Source organism: Psychromarinibacter sediminicola (assembly GCF_029168335.1).
Classification (GTDB): Bacteria; Pseudomonadota; Alphaproteobacteria; order Rhodobacterales; family Rhodobacteraceae; genus Psychromarinibacter; species Psychromarinibacter sediminicola.
On the sequence record NZ_JARGYC010000003.1, the window covers coordinates 1 to 17,417 of the forward strand.

13 protein-coding genes are annotated in these 17,417 nt (G+C 69.7%); 8 read left to right on the forward strand and 5 right to left on the reverse strand.

Features of this window, described 5'->3' with window-relative positions; genetic code table 11:
• Positions 1 to 163: 163 nt before the first annotated feature.
• Both phnX and P1J78_RS01635 read right to left on the reverse strand, forming a co-directional pair.
• Complete coding sequence (gene phnX / locus P1J78_RS01630) at positions 164 to 949, reverse strand: phosphonoacetaldehyde hydrolase (RefSeq protein WP_275565571.1); 786 nt, start codon at positions 947 to 949, stop codon at positions 164 to 166.
• The gene (locus tag P1J78_RS01635; protein WP_275565572.1) at positions 946 to 2,136 is read right to left on the reverse strand and encodes a 2-aminoethylphosphonate--pyruvate transaminase; all 1,191 of its coding nucleotides are present in this window, start codon (positions 2,134 to 2,136) and stop codon (positions 946 to 948) included. The genes phnX and P1J78_RS01635 overlap by 4 nt, the downstream gene beginning before the upstream one ends.
• A gap of 186 nt (positions 2,137 to 2,322) precedes the next feature.
• Between P1J78_RS01635 and P1J78_RS01640 the strand changes: the two genes are divergently transcribed.
• Entirely contained in the window at positions 2,323 to 3,444 is a 1,122-nt protein-coding gene (locus tag P1J78_RS01640) for a cobalamin-independent methionine synthase II family protein (protein WP_275565573.1), read from the forward strand.
• 16 nt (positions 3,445 to 3,460) lie between these two features.
• Here P1J78_RS01640 and P1J78_RS01645 read toward each other — a convergent pair whose 3' ends face one another.
• Both P1J78_RS01645 and speB read right to left on the reverse strand, forming a co-directional pair.
• Positions 3,461 to 4,510, reverse strand: coding sequence for an FAD-dependent oxidoreductase (locus P1J78_RS01645; RefSeq protein ID WP_275565574.1), 1,050 nt, complete (start codon positions 4,508 to 4,510; stop codon positions 3,461 to 3,463).
• Complete coding sequence (speB, locus tag P1J78_RS01650; protein ID WP_275565575.1) at positions 4,507 to 5,466, reverse strand: agmatinase; 960 nt, start codon at positions 5,464 to 5,466, stop codon at positions 4,507 to 4,509. The genes P1J78_RS01645 and speB overlap by 4 nt, the downstream gene beginning before the upstream one ends.
• Positions 5,467 to 5,587: 121 nt before the next feature.
• Between speB and P1J78_RS01655 the strand changes: the two genes are divergently transcribed.
• Positions 5,588 to 6,556 (forward strand): TDT family transporter, encoded by a 969-nt coding sequence (locus P1J78_RS01655; protein ID WP_275565576.1) that lies wholly within the window; start codon positions 5,588 to 5,590, stop codon positions 6,554 to 6,556.
• A 182-nt stretch (positions 6,557 to 6,738) separates the two neighbouring features.
• Here P1J78_RS01655 and P1J78_RS01660 read toward each other — a convergent pair whose 3' ends face one another.
• On the reverse strand, positions 6,739 to 7,899 hold the full coding sequence (locus tag P1J78_RS01660) for a CaiB/BaiF CoA transferase family protein (protein ID WP_275565577.1): 1,161 nt from the start codon (positions 7,897 to 7,899) through the stop codon (positions 6,739 to 6,741).
• A gap of 134 nt (positions 7,900 to 8,033) precedes the next feature.
• On the opposite strand from P1J78_RS01660, the gene guaB reads away from it, so the two are divergent.
• The 6 genes from guaB to alaS all read left to right on the forward strand — a co-directional run bounded on the left by guaB (position 8,034) and on the right by alaS (position 17,417).
• Positions 8,034 to 9,482, forward strand: a complete 1,449-nt coding sequence (gene guaB, locus P1J78_RS01665) for an IMP dehydrogenase (RefSeq protein WP_275565699.1) — start codon at positions 8,034 to 8,036, stop codon at positions 9,480 to 9,482.
• A gap of 30 nt (positions 9,483 to 9,512) precedes the next feature.
• On the forward strand, positions 9,513 to 10,691 hold the full coding sequence (locus tag P1J78_RS01670; protein WP_275565578.1) for an RsmB/NOP family class I SAM-dependent RNA methyltransferase: 1,179 nt from the start codon (positions 9,513 to 9,515) through the stop codon (positions 10,689 to 10,691).
• A gap of 67 nt (positions 10,692 to 10,758) precedes the next feature.
• The gene (locus P1J78_RS01675) at positions 10,759 to 13,029 is read left to right on the forward strand and encodes a hybrid sensor histidine kinase/response regulator (RefSeq protein WP_275565700.1); all 2,271 of its coding nucleotides are present in this window, start codon (positions 10,759 to 10,761) and stop codon (positions 13,027 to 13,029) included.
• Positions 13,030 to 13,250: 221 nt separating this feature from the next.
• Positions 13,251 to 14,324, forward strand: a complete 1,074-nt coding sequence (recA, locus tag P1J78_RS01680; protein WP_275565579.1) for a recombinase RecA — start codon at positions 13,251 to 13,253, stop codon at positions 14,322 to 14,324.
• A gap of 110 nt (positions 14,325 to 14,434) precedes the next feature.
• A complete protein-coding gene (locus P1J78_RS01685) occupies positions 14,435 to 14,665 on the forward strand; it encodes a YjiS-like domain-containing protein (RefSeq protein ID WP_275565580.1) in 231 nt (76 codons plus the stop codon).
• 82 nt (positions 14,666 to 14,747) lie between these two features.
• Entirely contained in the window at positions 14,748 to 17,417 is a 2,670-nt protein-coding gene (alaS, locus tag P1J78_RS01690; RefSeq protein ID WP_275565581.1) for an alanine--tRNA ligase, read from the forward strand.

Sequence of the window (17,417 nt, forward strand, 5' to 3'; positions counted from 1 at the left end):
TCTCGGGCATTGCTATGCAATGCCCTGCCGACAGGCGATTGCAGAGCAATCGCCGAGAGGCGGCGCTTGCGCGGCGGCTTCGCCTTGTTCCGCGCGAGGCACCGTTCAGAGCGAATGCGCCAAACGCCCCCCACCCGCGGCCGCGCTCAGGGTCCGCGACGGATTACTCCGCCGCCTCCAACCCCTCGATCAACGCCGGCAACTCCGCCACCGTGTCGATCACGTAATCGGCCCCCGCCGCCCGCAGCGCCGCGCCGGCCGACTCGCGGAAGCCCTGCAGCTCGGCCTCCGAACAGGCCGCCAGCTCCTCCGGGGTCTTGCCCACATGGTTGCCCGACAGCGTCAGCCCCACGGTCACGCAGCCAGCGGCCACGCCCTCGGCGATCCCCGGCGCGGTGTCGTCCACCTTGATGACGGCCTCGGGCGGATACACGGCGAGGTCAACGAAGCACTGGTACATCCCCAGCGGCCCCGGCCGCCCCTCGGGCAGGTCGTCCGAGCATACCAGGTTGTCGGGCGCGTAGCCCTGCTCGGCCGCCACCGGCAGCACCCGCTCCATGATCGAGCGGGTGTAGCCCGTGGTCGAGCCGATCTTCATGCCGCGCCCGCGCAGATAGGCCAGCGTCTCCAGCGCACCGGGCACCAGATCGGCATACTCGGCCACCACCTCCTCGTTCATCGGCACGAAGACCGCATAGACCCTGTCCACGTCGGCGTCGGTCGGTGCCGCCCCGTACTTCTCGGCCCAGGCGGCCGCGATCTCCGGCATGTCCATCATCGCCCGGATATGGTCCCACTTCGCCGCGCCCATCGGCGCGCGCGCCTGCGCGATCGTCACCGGGATGCCGAACTGCTCGAACGCCTTCACGAACACGCCCATCGGCGCGAAGGAGCCGAAATCCACCATCGTGCCGGCCCAGTCGAACACCACCGCCTTGAACCGGCTCATGCCGCCTCTCCCAGTTTCGCGCGTTCCGCCAGGGCGGCCGCGGGCGGTGCCGGGTCCGTCACGCCCAGCGCCCGCAGGGTCGCCTCCACCGCCGCCACGGCCTGCCGCATCACGTCGGCGTCCACCTGGCCGATATGGCCCAGCCGGAACGACTCCGCGACCGTCAGCTTGCCGGGATAGATGATGAAGCCGCGCGCCTTCATCCCGTCGTAGAACGCGTCGAACGAGAAGGCCGGATCGGCCGGGCAGAAGAAGGTGGTGATGATCGGCGACAGCCAGCGGTCGGCCAGCAGCGTCTCGAATCCCAGCGCGCGCATCCCCGCCACCAGAACGTCGCGGTTCTCGGCATAGCGCGCCCCGCGCGCCGCCACGCCGCCCTCGGCCGCGTGCGCGCGCAGCGCCTCCAGGAAGGCCGCGACGGCGTGGGTCGGCGGCGTATAGCGCCACTGGCCCGTCGCCTCCATCGCCGCCCATTGCGCGTGCACGTCCAGGCAGAGCGAATGCGCGTTGCCCTCGGCGGCCACGACCGCCTCGCGCCGCGCCAGCACGAAGCCGAAGCCCGGCACGCCCTCGATGCACTTGTTCGCCGAGGAGACCAGCGCCGCATAGGGCACCTCGGCCGGGGGCAGGGGCAGCGCGCCGAAGGCCGACATCGCATCGACCAGAAGCGTGCGGCCCGCCGCCGCCACCGCCTCGGCGATCTCGGCCAGCGGGTTCAGGATGCCCGACGAGGTCTCGCAATGGATCGCGACCACATGGGTGACGGCCGGGTCCGCCGCCAGCCTCGCCGCCACTTCGGGCCCGCGCGGCGGCAGGTAGTCGCCCTTGTCCAGCGCGTCGAAGGCCCGCCCGATATAGGCCAGCGCCTGCGCCGCCCGCTGCCCGTAGGCGCCGTTGGCCAGCACCAGCGCCTTGCCGTCGCGTGGCACGAAACTGCCCAGCATCGCCTCGACCGAGAACGAGCCGGAGCCCTGCATCGGCACGCAGGTGAAGGCCTCGTGACCGTCGCCCAGCATCGCCACCAGCCGCTCGCGCATCTCGGCCGTCATCGCCCGGAAATCGCCGTCCCAGCTGCCCCAGTCGCGCAGCATCGCCTGCTTGACCGCGTAAGACGTCGTCAGCGGGCCGGGGGTGAGCAGATAGGGCTCTCCGAGGCGCGGCGGGTCGATGGCGGGACAGTCGGACATGGGCGCCTCGCGTAGTCGGCAGGGGGCTGTTCGATGCCTACAACTAGACAACTATACATGTCGAGCGAAAAGCGGTGTCCCCGGATGCCCTGGTTCCGGCGCCCCCTCGGGCCGTCCCGGTTGTCATTCCGGCGGCGGGGTGGTCTGATACGCCCGCAACAGCCCGGACATCGACGAGCACAGATCATGACCATCGCGACGACCCATGTCGGAAGCCTGCCGCGCGGCGACCGTCTCTCGGCCTTGCTGCTGGCCAAGGACAAGGGCGAGCCCTACGACCGCGCGGAATTCGAACGGACGGTCCAGGCCGCGATCAACGACGCGGTCCGGCACCAGCGCGAGGCCGGCGTCACCATCGTGTCGGATGGCGAGCTGGGGAAGGTCGGCTATTCGACCTACATGCAGGAACGCCTGAGCGGCTTCGGCGGCCATATCGAGCGGAAACCGGCAAAGGACCTCGCCGCGCATCCGGATCTCGCCAAGAAGCTCGGCGCGATCATGGGCAGCCAGGAATTCACCCGCGCCTCCTGCGTCGACGAGGTCAAGCTGATCGACCTGCAGCCGGCGCTCGACGATATCCGCCGGTTCAAGAGCGCGCTGGAGGCCGAGGGCGACGGCACGCGCGCCTTCATGAATGCGGCCTCGCCGGGGCTGATCACGGCGTTTCAGGTCAACAAGTACTACCCCAGCCACGAAGCCTATCTCGACGCGCTGGTCGCGGCGATGCGCCCGGAATACGAGGCCATCCTCGACGCCGGGCTGGATATCCAGTTCGACTGCCCCGACCTGGCGATGTCGGCGCATACCGGCTATCAGGACCTGTCCGAGGAGGAGTTCGTCAAGATCGCCGCGCTGAACGTCGAGGCGCTGAACGCCGCGACCGAGGGGCTGCCGGCCGACCGGATGCGGATGCACCTGTGCTGGGGCAATTACGAGGGCCCGCACGACCACGACATCGCGCTGGAAAAGGTGATCGACGTGGTGCTGTCGGCGCGGCCGAATACCATCCTGTTCGAAAGCGCCAATCCCTGCCACGAGCACGAATGGGTCGTCTGGCGCGACGCCGAGATCCCCGACGACAAGATCCTGGCGCCGGGCGTCATCGACACCTGTTCGAACTATGTCGAGCACCCGCAGCTCGTCGCGCAGCGGTTGCAGCGGTTCATCGACATCGTCGGCGCCGACCGGGTGATCGCCAGCACCGATTGCGGCTTCGGAACCTTCGCGGGCTTCGGCAAGATCGACCCCGAGGTCACCTGGAAGAAGCTGAGAAACCTGCGTCTCGGGGCGGACCTGGCCGCGGGCTGACCCGTCCGCGGCGGGCTCAGCCGCCGACGAAGCGGTGGACGAAGGCGCGGCCGACGGGCGGAACGGCTGCCGCAAGGCGCAGCACCGAGGTCGCCAGGCCGCGGCGAAGCGGGCCGCCCTGCAGCAGGCGCCGGGCGCGTTCGGTGGCCGTCATGATCCGCGCGGAGGCGGCATGGCGGGCGGCGGCGTAGCCGTCGGTGCGACCCTCGACGATGCGCGCGGCAAGGTCGGCGGCGTCGGCGATCCCGAGATTCATGCCGCGCCCGCCGACGGGCGAATGGCAATGCGCGGCGTCGCCGGCCAGGAACACGCGGCCCTGCGCATAGTCGCGCACCTGGCGGACCGAGATGTGGAACGTGCCCGCGCGATGCGTCGCGTCGACCTGCATCGGCACCGGCAGCGCGGCCAGCGCGTCGGGCTGCGAGGCGATGATGCGAAAGCGGCTGGGGCCGAGGGGCACCACGACACAGACGGCGCCCTGCGGCAGAAGATAGCCGTGAAAGGCGGTGGGATCGGGCCAGGCGGCGCTTTCGACATCCGCGATGGACCAGGTCTCGGGCAGCTCGTAGCCCGGGAAGTCGAGGCCGAGCGCCTCGCGCACCGTGCTGCCGACGCCGTCGGCCCCGATCAGCAGGTCGGCGCGGTCCTCGTCCGACGCGGTTCGGACGGTGACGCCACGTTCGTCCTGCGCGACCTTCGTCACCGGCGTGCCGTACTCGACCTCGACGCCGTGGCGCCGCAGCGCCTGGGCGAGATGCGCTTCGGTCCGGTCCTGCGGCAGGCCCCAGATGCGCGAGCGGTCGTCGAAATCCATCGGCAGATGCGCGATCGGGCGCGCGCCGACATGGAACGCGATGGCCGAGAAGGTGACCGCCTCGGCCATCAGCGCCTCGGCCACGCCGGAGGGGCGCAGGATCTCCATCGAGCCGCGGGTGATGCCGACCGCGCGGGAGAAGGGCGAGGGATCGGGGCGTTTCTCGACGATGCGCAGCTCGGCGCCGCGCCGGGCGAGCTCCAGCGCGGCGGTCAGGCCCGTGGGGCCGGCGCCGGCGACGAGAACCTTCATTGCCCGGTCCGCGCGTGGAACACGAAGCCCAGAAAGTTCAGCAGAAGCTGCGCGGCGAGGATCTGGGTGGACCCCGAGGGGTCGTAGTCCGGCGCCACCTCGACCAGGTCGATGCCGACGATGCGGTGGCGGTTGGCGGCCTCTTGCAGCAGCTCCAGCCCCTCGTAATAGAGAAAGCCGCCATGGCTGGGCGTGCCGGTCCCCGGCGCAATGGACGGGCAGAAGCCGTCGATGTCGATGGTGACGTAAAGCGGTGCGCCCGCGGGGATGCTGTCGAGCGCGGCGGCGGGGCCGAGCCGGCGGGCCTGGCGCACCGACAGGATCGTCGAGCCCATGGCGCGGGCATCCTCGTAGCCCTCGCGCGCGGTGGAGGAGACGTTGCGGATGCCGATCTGGGTCAGGCCGGTGACATAGGGCTTCTCGGCGGCGCGGCGCATCGGGTTGCCGTGGCCATAGCGCACGCCGTGGCGTTCGTCGACGAAATCCAGGTGAGCGTCGATCTGCAGGACGTGGAAATCGCCGGATTTTTCGAAAGCGTCGATGCAGGGGATGTTGACCGAGTGGTCGCCGCCGATCACCACCGGCAGGGCCCCGGCGGCCAGGATCGCCTCGACGCCCTTGCGAATATTTGCGTGGCTTTGTGCGGTGTCGGTATGGACAATGTCGGCATCGCCGATATCGACGAGGCGCACATCGGGGCCGAGATAGGTGACGTCGTCCTCGTGGTCGTAGGCGCCGGCATGGCCGAAGGAGAACAGGGTCGACGCCTCGCGCACCGCGCGGGGGCCGAAGCGGGCGCCGGGGCGGTACTGCGTCCCGCCGTCGAAGGGGGCGCCTAGGATCGCGGCGTCGGCGTCGATCCGCGACCAGTCGGCCTCGACGGGGCGCTTTCCGAAGCTGGGCAGCCCGACGAAGGGCAGGTCGAGGCGGCCGCTATCGTATCCATGTCCGGTCATGGCCGCACGGTTGCGCAGAGCGGGGCAGGGTGCAAGGCTCGTCTGCGGCGAATGGGCGCTTGGCACGGGAGCGGGCGGGCGCGTAACTGGTCGCATTCGGCAAGCGGAATGCGAGGGGGCGATGAGACAGGATCCGGTACAGCGCGTGGCCTTCTGGCGGCGGACCCCGCCGGCGGTGTTTCCGCCGCTCATGGGGCTGTTCGGGCTGGCGCTGGCCTGGCGGCGCGCGAGCGAGGCGTTCGACCGGCTGGGCTGGGTCAGCGACCTGCTGCTGGGCGCGGTGACATTGCTGTTCCTGGGGGCCCTGGCGGCCTATGCGGCGAAGGCGATGCGGCGGCCGGGGGCCGTGATCGAGGACTTGCGGGTGCTGCCGGGGCGGCTGGGCCTCGCGGCGCTGTCGATGTCGGTGATGCTATTGGCCGCCGGGCTCGTGCCCTTTGCGCCGGGCGCGGCGCGGGTGGTCCTGGTCTGCGGGCTGGGGCTGCACGGGATGCTGGCGGCGCTTGTCATCTACGTGCTGGTGGCGAGCCCGCCGGAGGGGCGGATGGTGACGCCCGCCTGGCACCTGACCTTCGTCGGCTTCATCGTGGCGCCGCTCGCCGCCGTGCCGCTGGGGCTGCCGGGTGTGGCCTGGGCGGCCTTCTACGGCACGCTGCCGGTGGCGGCGCTGATCTTCGCGGTGAGCGCGGTACAGTTCGCCACCCGCCCCCCGCCGGCGCCGCTCCGGCCGCTCCTGGCGATCCACCTCGCGCCCATGGCGCTGTTCGGCACGGCAGGGGTGCTGCTGGGGCTCACCGGCGTGGCGCTGGCCTTCTGCGCGGGGGCGGCGGTGCTGTTCGTGGCGCTGGTCGTCTGGAACGTGCCGCTGCGCGCGGCGGGGTTCAGCCCGCTCTGGGGCGCGTTCACCTTCCCGCTGGCGGCCTTCGCCGGGCTGTTGCTGCTCCTGAGCCCGGTCGCGGCGCCGTTCCGGGTGACCGGCGGCGTGCTTCTGGTCCTCGCGACGTTGCTCTTGCCCTGGATCGCCGCCAAGGTGCTGCAGATGTGGGCCAAGGGTGCGCTGGCGGTGAAGACGAACAGCGCCGTTGCGTGAAGAGAGACGCGCAAACATCTGATAATAAAGACAGGGCTCTCCGCTCGCCCGATCTCCGCACCTTCTTCTGGTCTGAAATATCCCGGGGGGCCGTTCATCGTGCGCCATCGGTTCAAGCCCGATGGACGGCGGGGGCTGGCCCCCCACCACGGTCGGACCGCGCAGCGGTCCGAAACCGGCAGCTACTCCGCCGCCCGCCCCTCGTCCAGCCAGTCGAGGATCGCCTGCCGGTCGCCGTCCAGTTCCGGCACCGGCCCGCGCGTGGTGGTGTCGGGCAGCGCCGACATCTTGATCGGGTTGCCGGCGGCGGTGAAGACATGGCCCGACCGGCTGGGCACGTCGACCACCATGGAGCGGGCCAGAAGCTGCGGATCCTTCAGCGCCTCGGCCACGTTCTGGATGGCGCCGGTGGGGATGCCGGCCTGCTGCAGCAGGTCGATCCAGTGCTGCTTGGGCTTTTCCAGCGTGATCGTCTCGATCAGCCGCTTCAGCACCTTCACGTTGTCGCAGCGCGCCCGGTTGGTGGCAAAGCGCGGATCGTCGGCAAGGTCCATGCCCAGCGCCTCGCAGAGGCGGCGGAACAGCACGTCGTTGCCGGCGGCGATGACGAACAGGCCATCCTTGGCGTGGTAGGTCTCGAACGGGGTGATCGTGGGGTGGCGGGCGCCCGAGGGGCCGGGGATCTGCCCCGTCGCCGAGGTCAGCGCGACGGCGTGTTCGAGGATGGCGATCTGCGAATCCAGCATCGCCACGTCGATCTTCTGCCCTTCGCCGGTCTTCTCGCGCGCGATCAGCGCCGCCATCAGCCCCTGCACCAGGAACATGCCCGCCACGATGTCGCCGACCGAGGCGCCGACGCGCACCGGCTCGCGATCCTTCTCGCCGGTGATCGACATCACGCCGCCGCGCGCCTGCACGACCATGTCATAGGCGGGTTTGCCGGCCTCCGGCCCGGTATGGCCGAAGCCCGAAACGGCGCCGTAGATGAGCCGCGGGTATGTCGCGTGCAGCGCCTCCCAGCCGTAGCCGAGCCGCTCCATCACGCCGGGGCGGTAGTTCTCCACCACTATGTCGGCGCGCGCCAGCAGGCGGTCGAAGACCTTGCGGTCGTCCTCCTGCCGCAGGTCCAGCGCGATGGACTGCTTGCCGTGGTTGATGGTGGCGAAATAGGCGCTCATCCCGTCGACGAAGGGCGGGAACTCGCGGGTGTCGTCGCCGGCGCCGGGGCGTTCCACCTTGATCACCTTCGCGCCGAGATCCGACAGGATCATCGTGCAGTAGGGTCCGGCCAGAACATGGGTCAGGTCGAGGATGGTGACACCGGACAGCGGCGCGTCGGTCATCGCGGGGGCTCCTTAATCGATTCGCGCGAAGGCCAGGGGCGCCTTCTTTCGATTCCATGGATGTCGCCTCTTTCCCCCGATGCCAACCCATGCAATAGGGAGGCGCCAACCGATATCCCCCGATGGAGACCCAGATGGTGATTCGCGAGGCACTTACCTTCGATGACGTCCTGCTCGTTCCGGCCGCCTCGGCCGTTCTGCCCTCGACGGCGGACACGTCGACGCGGGTGACGAAGGACATCGCGCTGAACATTCCGCTTCTGTCCTCTGCGATGGACACCGTCACCGAAAGCCGGATGGCGATCACCATGGCGCAGGCCGGCGGCATCGGGGTGATCCACAAGAACCTGGACGTCGAGACCCAGTCGCGCGAGGTGCGGCGGGTCAAGCGGTTCGAGTCGGGCATCGTCTACAACCCCGTCACGCTGCGCCCCGATCAGACGCTGGGCGACGCCAAGGCGCTGATCGAGCGGTACAATTTCACCGGCTTCCCGGTGGTGGACGACCAGGGCCGCGTCGTGGGCATCGTCACCAATCGCGACATGCGCTTCGCCGATGCGGACGACACGCCGGTGCGGGTGATGATGACCTCGGACAACCTCGCCATCCTGCAGGAGCCCGCCGACCGCGAGGAGGCGATCAGCCTGATGAAGGCGCGGCGGATCGAGAAGCTGCTGGTGACGGACGCGCAGGGCAAGCTGACCGGTCTTCTGACGCTGAAGGATACCGAGAAGGCCGTGGTGAACCCGACGGCCAGCAAGGACCGGCTGGGCCGGCTGCGCGTGGCGGCGGCGACCTCGGTGGGCGATGCCGGGTTCGAGCGGACCGAGGCGCTGGTCGATGCCGGGGTCGACATCGTGGTGGTCGACACCGCGCATGGGCATTCCGCCGGCGTGCTGGAGGCGGTGAGCCGGGCCAAGCGGCTGTCGAACGAGTTGCAGGTGATCGCCGGCAACGTGGCCACGGCCGCGGCGACGCGCGCGCTGATCGACGCGGGCGCGGATGCCGTGAAGGTCGGGATCGGCCCGGGCTCGATCTGCACCACGCGGATGGTCGCCGGGGTCGGCATGCCGCAGCTGACGGCAATCATGGACTGCGTCGAGGCGGCCGGCGACGTGCCGGTGATCGCCGACGGCGGCATCAAGTTCTCGGGCGATTTCGCCAAGGCCATCGCGGCGGGGGCGTCCTGCGCGATGGTGGGCTCGATGATCGCCGGGACCGACGAGTCGCCCGGCGAGGTGATCCTGTACCAGGGGCGGTCGTTCAAGTCGTATCGCGGCATGGGCTCGATGGGCGCCATGGCGCGCGGCTCGGCCGATCGGTATTTCCAGAAGGACGCCGCCAGCGACAAGCTGGTGCCCGAGGGGATCGAGGGGCAGGTGCCCTACAAGGGTTCGGCCGGCGCGGTGATCCACCAACTGGTCGGCGGGCTGCGCGCGGCGATGGGCTATACCGGCTGCGCCACCGTCGAGGAGATGCGGCGGAACTGCTCCTTCGTGCGGATCACGGGCGCCGGGCTGAAGGAAAGCCACGTGCATGACGTGCAGATCACCCGGGAGAGTCCGAACTACCGGATGATGTGATATGTCAGCCGATTACGCGGTGATCTTCAGGTGACGCCCGCGGCGCGGATCGCGGCGGCGATCGAGGTACTCGACGCCGTGCTGGCCGGCGAGGCGGCCGAGAAGGTGCTGACCGGCTGGGCACGAGGGCACCGGTTCGCCGGCTCCGGCGACCGTGCGGCGATCCGCGACCATGTCTTCGACGCGCTGCGCTGCCGGCGCTCCTGCGCCTGGGTCGGCGGGGCCGACACCGGCCGTGGGCTGATGCTGGGTGCGGTGCGGCTGGCGGGGGGAGCGCCGGAGGAGATGTTCACCGGCGCGCGCTTCGCGCCGGCGCCGGTGGGCGCGGACGAGGGCGGCGAGTCGCTGGAGGACGCGCCCGAGGCGGTGCGGCTGGACATGCCGGACTGGCTGATGCCGCCGATGGCCGAGAGCCTCGGGGACGATTGCACCCCGGTGCTGGAAGCGCTGCGTCGCCGGGCGCCGGTTTTCCTGCGCGTGAATGCGGCGAAGGCGGAGGTGGCCGAGGCCCGCGCCGCGCTGGCCGAAGAGGGCGTGTCGACCCGGCCGCATCCGTTGGCGGAGACGGCGCTGGAGGTCACCGAGAACCCGCGCCGGGTGCAGGGCACGCGCGCCTATCGCGAGGGGCTCGTCGAGTTGCAGGACGCCGCGAGTCAGGCGGTCTGCGCCGCCTTGCCGGCGGGGCCGGGGACGCGGGTGCTGGACTATTGCGCGGGCGGCGGCGGCAAGGCGCTGGCGCTGGCCGCGCGCGGCGCGGAGGTGGTGGCACACGATGCCGACCCGCGGCGGATGCGCGACCTGCCGGAGCGGGCGCGGCGGGCCGGGGTGCGGATCGAGACGGTCGCGACGGAGGCTTTGCCGTCGGCGGGACGCTTCGACCTGGTGCTCTGCGATGCACCGTGCTCGGGCAGCGGCGCCTGGCGGCGGAGCCCCGAGGCGAAGTGGAGGCTGACGCCTGCGCGACTTCGGGAATTGCAGGAAATCCAGATGGATATATTGCTGCGTTCATGTGATCTGGTCGCGCCGGGCGGCACGCTGGCCTATGCGACCTGTTCGCTGCTGGCGGCCGAGAACGACCGGACCGTGGCGGCATTCCGCGCCGCGGCGCCGGCCTGGCGGCTGGTGGACCAGCGCCGCTGGACCCCGCGCGACGGCGGCGACGGATTCTACCTGGCCCAGCTGATGCGCGACGAAACCGATCCGCCTTAAGGCCGCGTTAACTTTTTTCGTGGAAGGGTGGCGCACGGATCGTAAAGGAGCGCTGTGCTTGTCGGACGTGGCCGAACCGCCCGGATCGCTGACGCGGATCGCGCTGGCCGTCGCGCCGCGCTGGCCGCGCGTTCTGGCGCCGGCGGTCGGTTTCCTGGGGCTGGCGCTCTTCTTCCGGGGCGGCTTCGCGGGCAGCCTGTTTCTGGTGGCCGGCGCCACGCTGATCGCGCTGGGTCTTTCGATCTCCTGGCTGGTGCACCGTCACCGCGCACGGCAGGGCCGGGTGACGGCCGCGGTCGCCGCGCTGATCGGCCGCGACGCGGTGCCCAGCTTTCTGACCGACGAAAGCGGCCGCGTCACCTATCGCAACGCCGCCGCGTCGGCGCGCTATCCCGGCCGGCCGGACCAGACGCTTGCCGCCGCCATCGGCGATCATTTCGCGGCCCCGGCCCATGTCCTGCGCCGGATGCGGCTGCGCGCCGATGCCCAGGGCGCGGCGGCCGAGGATGTGGCGACGGCCAAGGGCGCGCTGCGCCTGTCGGTGACGCAGGCGGAGCCGTGCGGGCATATCTGGCGGCTGGACGATCATGGCACCGCCTCGGCGGCCGAGATCGAGATGCCGATGCTGCGCCTGTCCAAGACCGGCAGCATCGTGGAAATGAACCAGGCCATGGCGGCGCTGCTGGGCGGCCGCCCGGCCAGCATCGACCGCATCGTCAGCGACCCGCCGCTGCGCAAGGGCCAGCTGCATCACCTCGACACGGCGAAAGGACAGCTCGCCGCGCATCTGGCGATGCTGGAGGAACCGGGCGGGCTGACGCAGGTCTATGTCTGGCCCAGCGAGTCGCCCGACCGGCACCTGACCCATGCCGACGCGATTCCCGTGCCGATCATGAAGATCGCGCCGGAGGGCCGCATCCTGATGGCCAACCGCCGCGCGCGCACCCTGCTGGAGCTGCCGGACGAGGACGGGCTCGAATTTTCGGCGATGGTCGAGGGGCTGGGCCGGCCGGTGGAGGAGTGGCTGCGCGACGTCTCGGACGGCCGCGGCACCACCCAGGCCGAGGTCGTGCGCGCCACCCGGCCGCAGAAGGACGTGTATCTGCAGGTCGCGCTGGGGCGGATGGTGGATGGCGGCGGCACCTCGCTTTTGGCGGTGCTGATCGACGCGACCGAGCTGAAGACGCTGGAGGCGCAGTTCGTCCAGAGCCAGAAGATGCAGGCGGTGGGCCAGCTCGCCGGTGGCGTGGCGCATGACTTCAACAATCTTCTGACAGCGATTTCAGGGCATTGCGACCTGCTGCTGCTGCGCCACGAGGCCGGGGATCCGGATTACGGCGACCTCGTGCAGATCAACCAGAACGCCAACCGGGCCGCCGCGCTCGTCGGCCAGCTGCTGGCCTTCTCGCGCAAGCAGAACATGCAGCCCGAGCTGATCGACATGCGCGACGCGCTCGGCGACCTGACGCATCTGCTCAACCGCCTGGTCGGCGAGAAGATCCGGCTCGACTGGACCCACGACAACGACCTGCCGCGGCTCCGCGCCGACAAGCGCCAGCTGGAGCAGGTGCTGATGAACCTCGTCGTCAACGCGCGCGACGCGATGCCGGAGGGCGGCCAGATCCGGATCGCCACCCGCGCCGTCCGGCTGGCCGAGCCGCTGCATCGCGACCGCGCCGAGGTTCCGGCGGGCGACTATGTCGTGGTCACCGTCGAGGACGAGGGCTGCGGCATCGCCGCGGACCGCCTGGCGAAGATCTTCGAGCCGTTCTATTCGACCAAGCGCACCGGCGAGGGGACCGGGCTGGGCCTGTCGATGGCCTATGGCATTGTCAAGCAGACCGGCGGGTTCATCTTTGCCGACAGCGTCCCGGGGCAGGGGACCGTGTTCTCGATGTATTTCCCGGCGCATCGCGGCGGCGCCCTGCCGGCGGTGGCGTCGGGCGACGCGGTCGCGCGGCCCGCGGCGCGGCCGAATGGCGGTGTCGTGCTGCTAGTCGAGGACGAGGCGCCGGTGCGGGCCTTTGCCGGCCGGGCGCTGCGGCTGCGCGGGCATACCGTGCTGGAGGCCGACAGCGCCGAGGCGGCGCTGAAGCTCTTGGAGGATCCGGACCTGGAGGTCGACGTCTTCGTGACCGACGTGGTCATGCCGGGAATGGACGGGCCGACCTGGGTGGCGCAGGCGCTGAAGGCGCGCCCCGACACCCGCGTCGTCTTCGTGTCGGGCTATGCCGAGGATTCGATCTCGCACAACCGCGCGAAGATTCCGAATTCCGTGTTCCTGCCGAAGCCGTTCTCGCTGGCGCAGCTGACCGAGACGGTGCAGAGCCAGGTGTGAGCCGGTGGCGGATTTCCGGGCGATTTCGGATATTTGCGCCTCGCGGGTCATTTTCCTCCGCATCTCAACCCTTCGTTAAGACCTGGGATGCCAAGCTGGGGACCAGGAAAATTTGGCTTGAAATGTCCACGTTTTGTTCGCATTGTCGCGAACGGAACATGAGGCGAACATCGGCAGTCATTGCCGCGGGGCATGCGCTGTGAAATAAGGGACCGGAATCCATGGCTACGGCAGAACTCCTGAACATGATGGACAAGAAGGACAGCGACAAGCAGAAGGCGCTGGACTCGGCGCTGGCGCAGATCGAACGGCAGTTCGGCAAGGGTTCGATCATGAAGCTCGGCGCCGACAACCCGCTGCAGGACATCGAATCGACCTCGACCGGCTCGCTGGGGCTCGACATCGCGCTCGGCATCGGCGGCATCCCGAAAGGGCGGATCGTCGAGATCTACGGCCCCGAAAGCTCGGGCAAGACCACGCTGACCCTGCATTGCGTCGCCGAGGAACAGAAGAAGGGCGGCGTCTGCGCCTTCGTCGACGCCGAACACGCGCTGGACCCGCAATACGCCAAGAAGCTGGGCGTGAACCTGGACGAGCTGCTGATCTCGCAGCCCGACACCGGCGAGCAGGCGCTGGAGATCACCGACACGCTGGTGCGCTCGGGCGCCGTCAACATGGTGGTGGTCGACTCGGTCGCCGCGCTGACGCCGAAGTCGGAGCTGGAAGGCGACATGGGCGATAGCTCGGTCGGCGTGCATGCCCGGCTGATGAGCCAGGCGATGCGCAAGCTGACCGGGTCGATTGCCCGCTCGAAATGCACCGTCATCTTCATCAACCAGATCCGCATGAAGATCGGCGTGATGTTCGGCTCGCCCGAGACGACGACGGGCGGCAACGCGCTGAAATTCTACTCCTCGGTCCGGCTGGACATCCGCCGGATCGGCGCGATCAAGGACCGCGACGAGGTGGTCGGCAACCAGACCCGGGTGAAGGTGGTGAAGAACAAGGTCTCGCCGCCGTTCAAGCAGGTCGAGTTCGACATCATGTATGGCGAGGGCATCTCGAAGACCGGCGAGCTTCTGGACCTTGGCGTGAAGGCCGGCGTGGTCGAGAAGTCGGGCGCGTGGTTCTCCTATGGCGACGAGCGAATCGGGCAGGGGCGCGAGAACGCCAAGACCTTCCTGAAGGAGCATCCGGACATGGCGCTGGACATCGAGGACAAGATCCGCGCCGCCCACGGGCTGGATTTCGACATGGGCGCGGGCAGCGAGGATGACGCGTTGGTCGACGAATAGGCCTCCGCGCGCAGGGTGCATATCGGACATGCGGGGGCGGCGGTTGCCGTCCCCGTTTTTTGTATATACGTTCGCTATCCTCGAACGACACGAAAACGGAGGATGGCAAGATGCGGACCCTGATCGAGCGGGTAAGGGCGGCGCGCGAGCGGCGCCGGGCGATCCGGGCGTTGCGCGGATACCCGGCGGAGGTGCTGCGCGACATCGGGATCACGCGGGACGAGATTCGCGATTACGTGACCGGCCGGGGCCGCTTTGCGCCGAATCCAGCACGGCCGAGCGCCGAAATCATCCCGTTTCCCTGTCCGGCGCGGCCGGCGGGGCGCTGCTGTGCCGCGTGAGCGCGCGAGCGCAGTGGACACGCGGAAGGCGCGGGGATAAAGGGGGCCGACGCCTATCTCTCAAGCCCGGACCGCACGCCAGATGGCCAGCCTGAACGACATCCGATCCACCTTCCTCGACTATTTCCGGCGGCAGGGGCACGAGGTCGTGTCCTCCTCGCCGCTGGTGCCGCGCAACGACCCGACGCTGATGTTCGTCAACTCGGGGATGGTGCAGTTCAAGAACCTGTTCACCGGGGTCGAGCACCGCGACTACACCCGCGCGACCACCTCGCAGAAATGCGTCCGCGCGGGCGGCAAGCATAACGACCTGGACAATGTGGGCTACACTGCCCGGCACCACACGTTCTTCGAGATGCTGGGGAATTTCAGCTTCGGCGACTATTTCAAGACCGAGGCGATCCCGTTTGCCTGGGAGCTGCTGACCCGGGATTTCGGGATCGACAAGAAACGCCTGCTGACCACGATCTATCACACCGACGACGAGGCCTTCGAGATCTGGAAGAAGGTCGGCGTGCCGGAGGACCGGATCATCCGGATCGATACCTCGGACAACTTCTGGCAGATGGGGCCGACCGGCCCCTGCGGGCCGTGCACCGAGATCTTCTATGACCACGGCGACCATATCTGGGGCGGCCCGCCGGGCAGCGCCGAGGAAGACGGCGACCGGTTCATCGAGATCTGGAACATCGTCTTCATGCAGAACGAGCAGTTCGAGGACGGCTCGATGCGCGCGCTCGACATGCAGTCGATCGACACCGGCATGGGGCTGGAGCGGATCGGCGCGCTGTTGCAGGGCAAGCACGACAATTACGACACCGACACGATGCGCGCGCTGATCGAGGCGTCGGCGAATGCATCCAACACCGACCCCGACGGCGACGGCAACGTGCATCACCGGGTGATCGCGGATCACCTGCGCTCGACGTCGTTCCTGATCGCCGACGGGGTGATGCCGTCGAACGAGGGGCGCGGCTATGTCCTGCGGCGGATCATGCGGCGGGCGATGCGGCACGCGCATCTGCTGGGCAATGCCGACCCGGTGATGCACCGGCTGGTCCCGGCGCTGGTGGCGCAGATGGGCCAGGCCTATTCGGAACTCGGCCGGGCGCAGGCGCTGATCCAGGAGACGCTGGAGCTGGAGGAGACGCGGTTCAAGCAGACGCTCGACCGCGGCCTGCGGCTGCTGGACGAGGAACTCGGCAAGATCCCCGAGGGCGCCGACCTGCCGGGTGCCGCGGCCTTCAAGCTCTACGACACCTACGGCTTCCCGCTGGACCTGACGCAGGACGCGCTGCGCGAGATGGGGCGGTCGGTCGACGTGGCCGGCTTCGAGGCGGCGATGGCCGAGCAGAAGGCCAAGGCGCGCGCGGCCTGGGCGGGCTCGGGCGAGTCGAAGGATCTCGCCATCTGGTTCGACCTGGCCGAAGAACACGGCGCGACCGAGTTCCTGGGCTACGACACCGAGACGGCCGAAGGGCAGATCCTGGCGATCATCAACGACGGCAAGCTGACCGACTCGCTGCCCGAGGGCGAGGCCGGCTGGATCATCGTGAACCAGACGCCGTTCTACGGCGAGGCCGGCGGGCAGGTGGGCGACACCGGCACGATCCGCTCGCTGAACGACCACGACGTCGAGGGCAAGGTCACGGACACGCAGCGCTTCGGCGGCGGCGCGATCCTGGGCCATTTCGTCAAGGCCTCGAAGGGCGCGCTGGAGAAAGGCGAGCCGGTGGCGCTGAAGGTCGACCACACCCGGCGCTCGCTGATCCGGGCGAACCACTCGGCGACGCACCTGCTGCACGAGGCGCTCAGGCAGGCGCTGGGGGACCACGTGGCGCAGCGCGGCTCGCTGAACGCGCCGGACCGGCTGCGCTTCGATTTCAGCCATGCCAAGGCGCTGAGCCCGGACGAGATCTCGCGGGTGGAGCGCGAGGTGAACCAGTTCATCCGGCAGAACACGGCCGTCGAGACGCGGATCATGACGCCCGACGACGCGCGCGAGATCGGGGCGCAGGCGCTGTTCGGCGAGAAATACGGCGACGAGGTGCGCGTGGTGTCCATGGGCCGGGCGCCCACGGGCAAGGGGCTCGACAAGGAGACCTACTCGATCGAGCTCTGCGGCGGCACGCATGTGACGCGGACCGGCGACATCGGCGCCTTCGCGCTGACCTCCGAGACGGCGTCGTCGGCCGGGGTGCGGCGGATCGAGGCGCTGACCGGCGACGCCGCGCTGAGCGAGCTGCGCGGGCGCGACGCGGTGCTGGGCGAGATCGAGGATCTGGTCAAGAGCTACGGCCCGGATGCGGTGGCGCGGGTAAAGGCGCTGCTGGACGAACGCAAGGCGCTGACCAACGAGGTGTCGCAGTTGCGCCGCGACCTGGCGATGTCGGGCGGCGCGAGTGACGGCGGGCCGGCCGCGAAGGAGGTCGGCGGCCGAAAGTTCCTGGCGCAGGTGCTGCAGGGCGTGTCAGGCCGCGACCTGCCGTCGCTGATCGACGAGCACAAGGCGCGGCTGGGCTCGGGCGCGATCCTGCTGATCGCGGATGCGGGCGGCAAGGCGGCGGTGGCCGCGGGCGTGACTGAGGACCTGACGGGCTCGGTCAGCGCGGTGGACATGGTCAAGGCGGCGGTGGCCGAACTGGGCGGCAAGGGCGGCGGCGGCCGGCCCGACCTGGCCCAGGGCGGCGGCAAGGACGCCGGCAATGCAGAGGCCGCCATCGCGGCGGCGGAAAAGGTTCTGGGAGGCTGA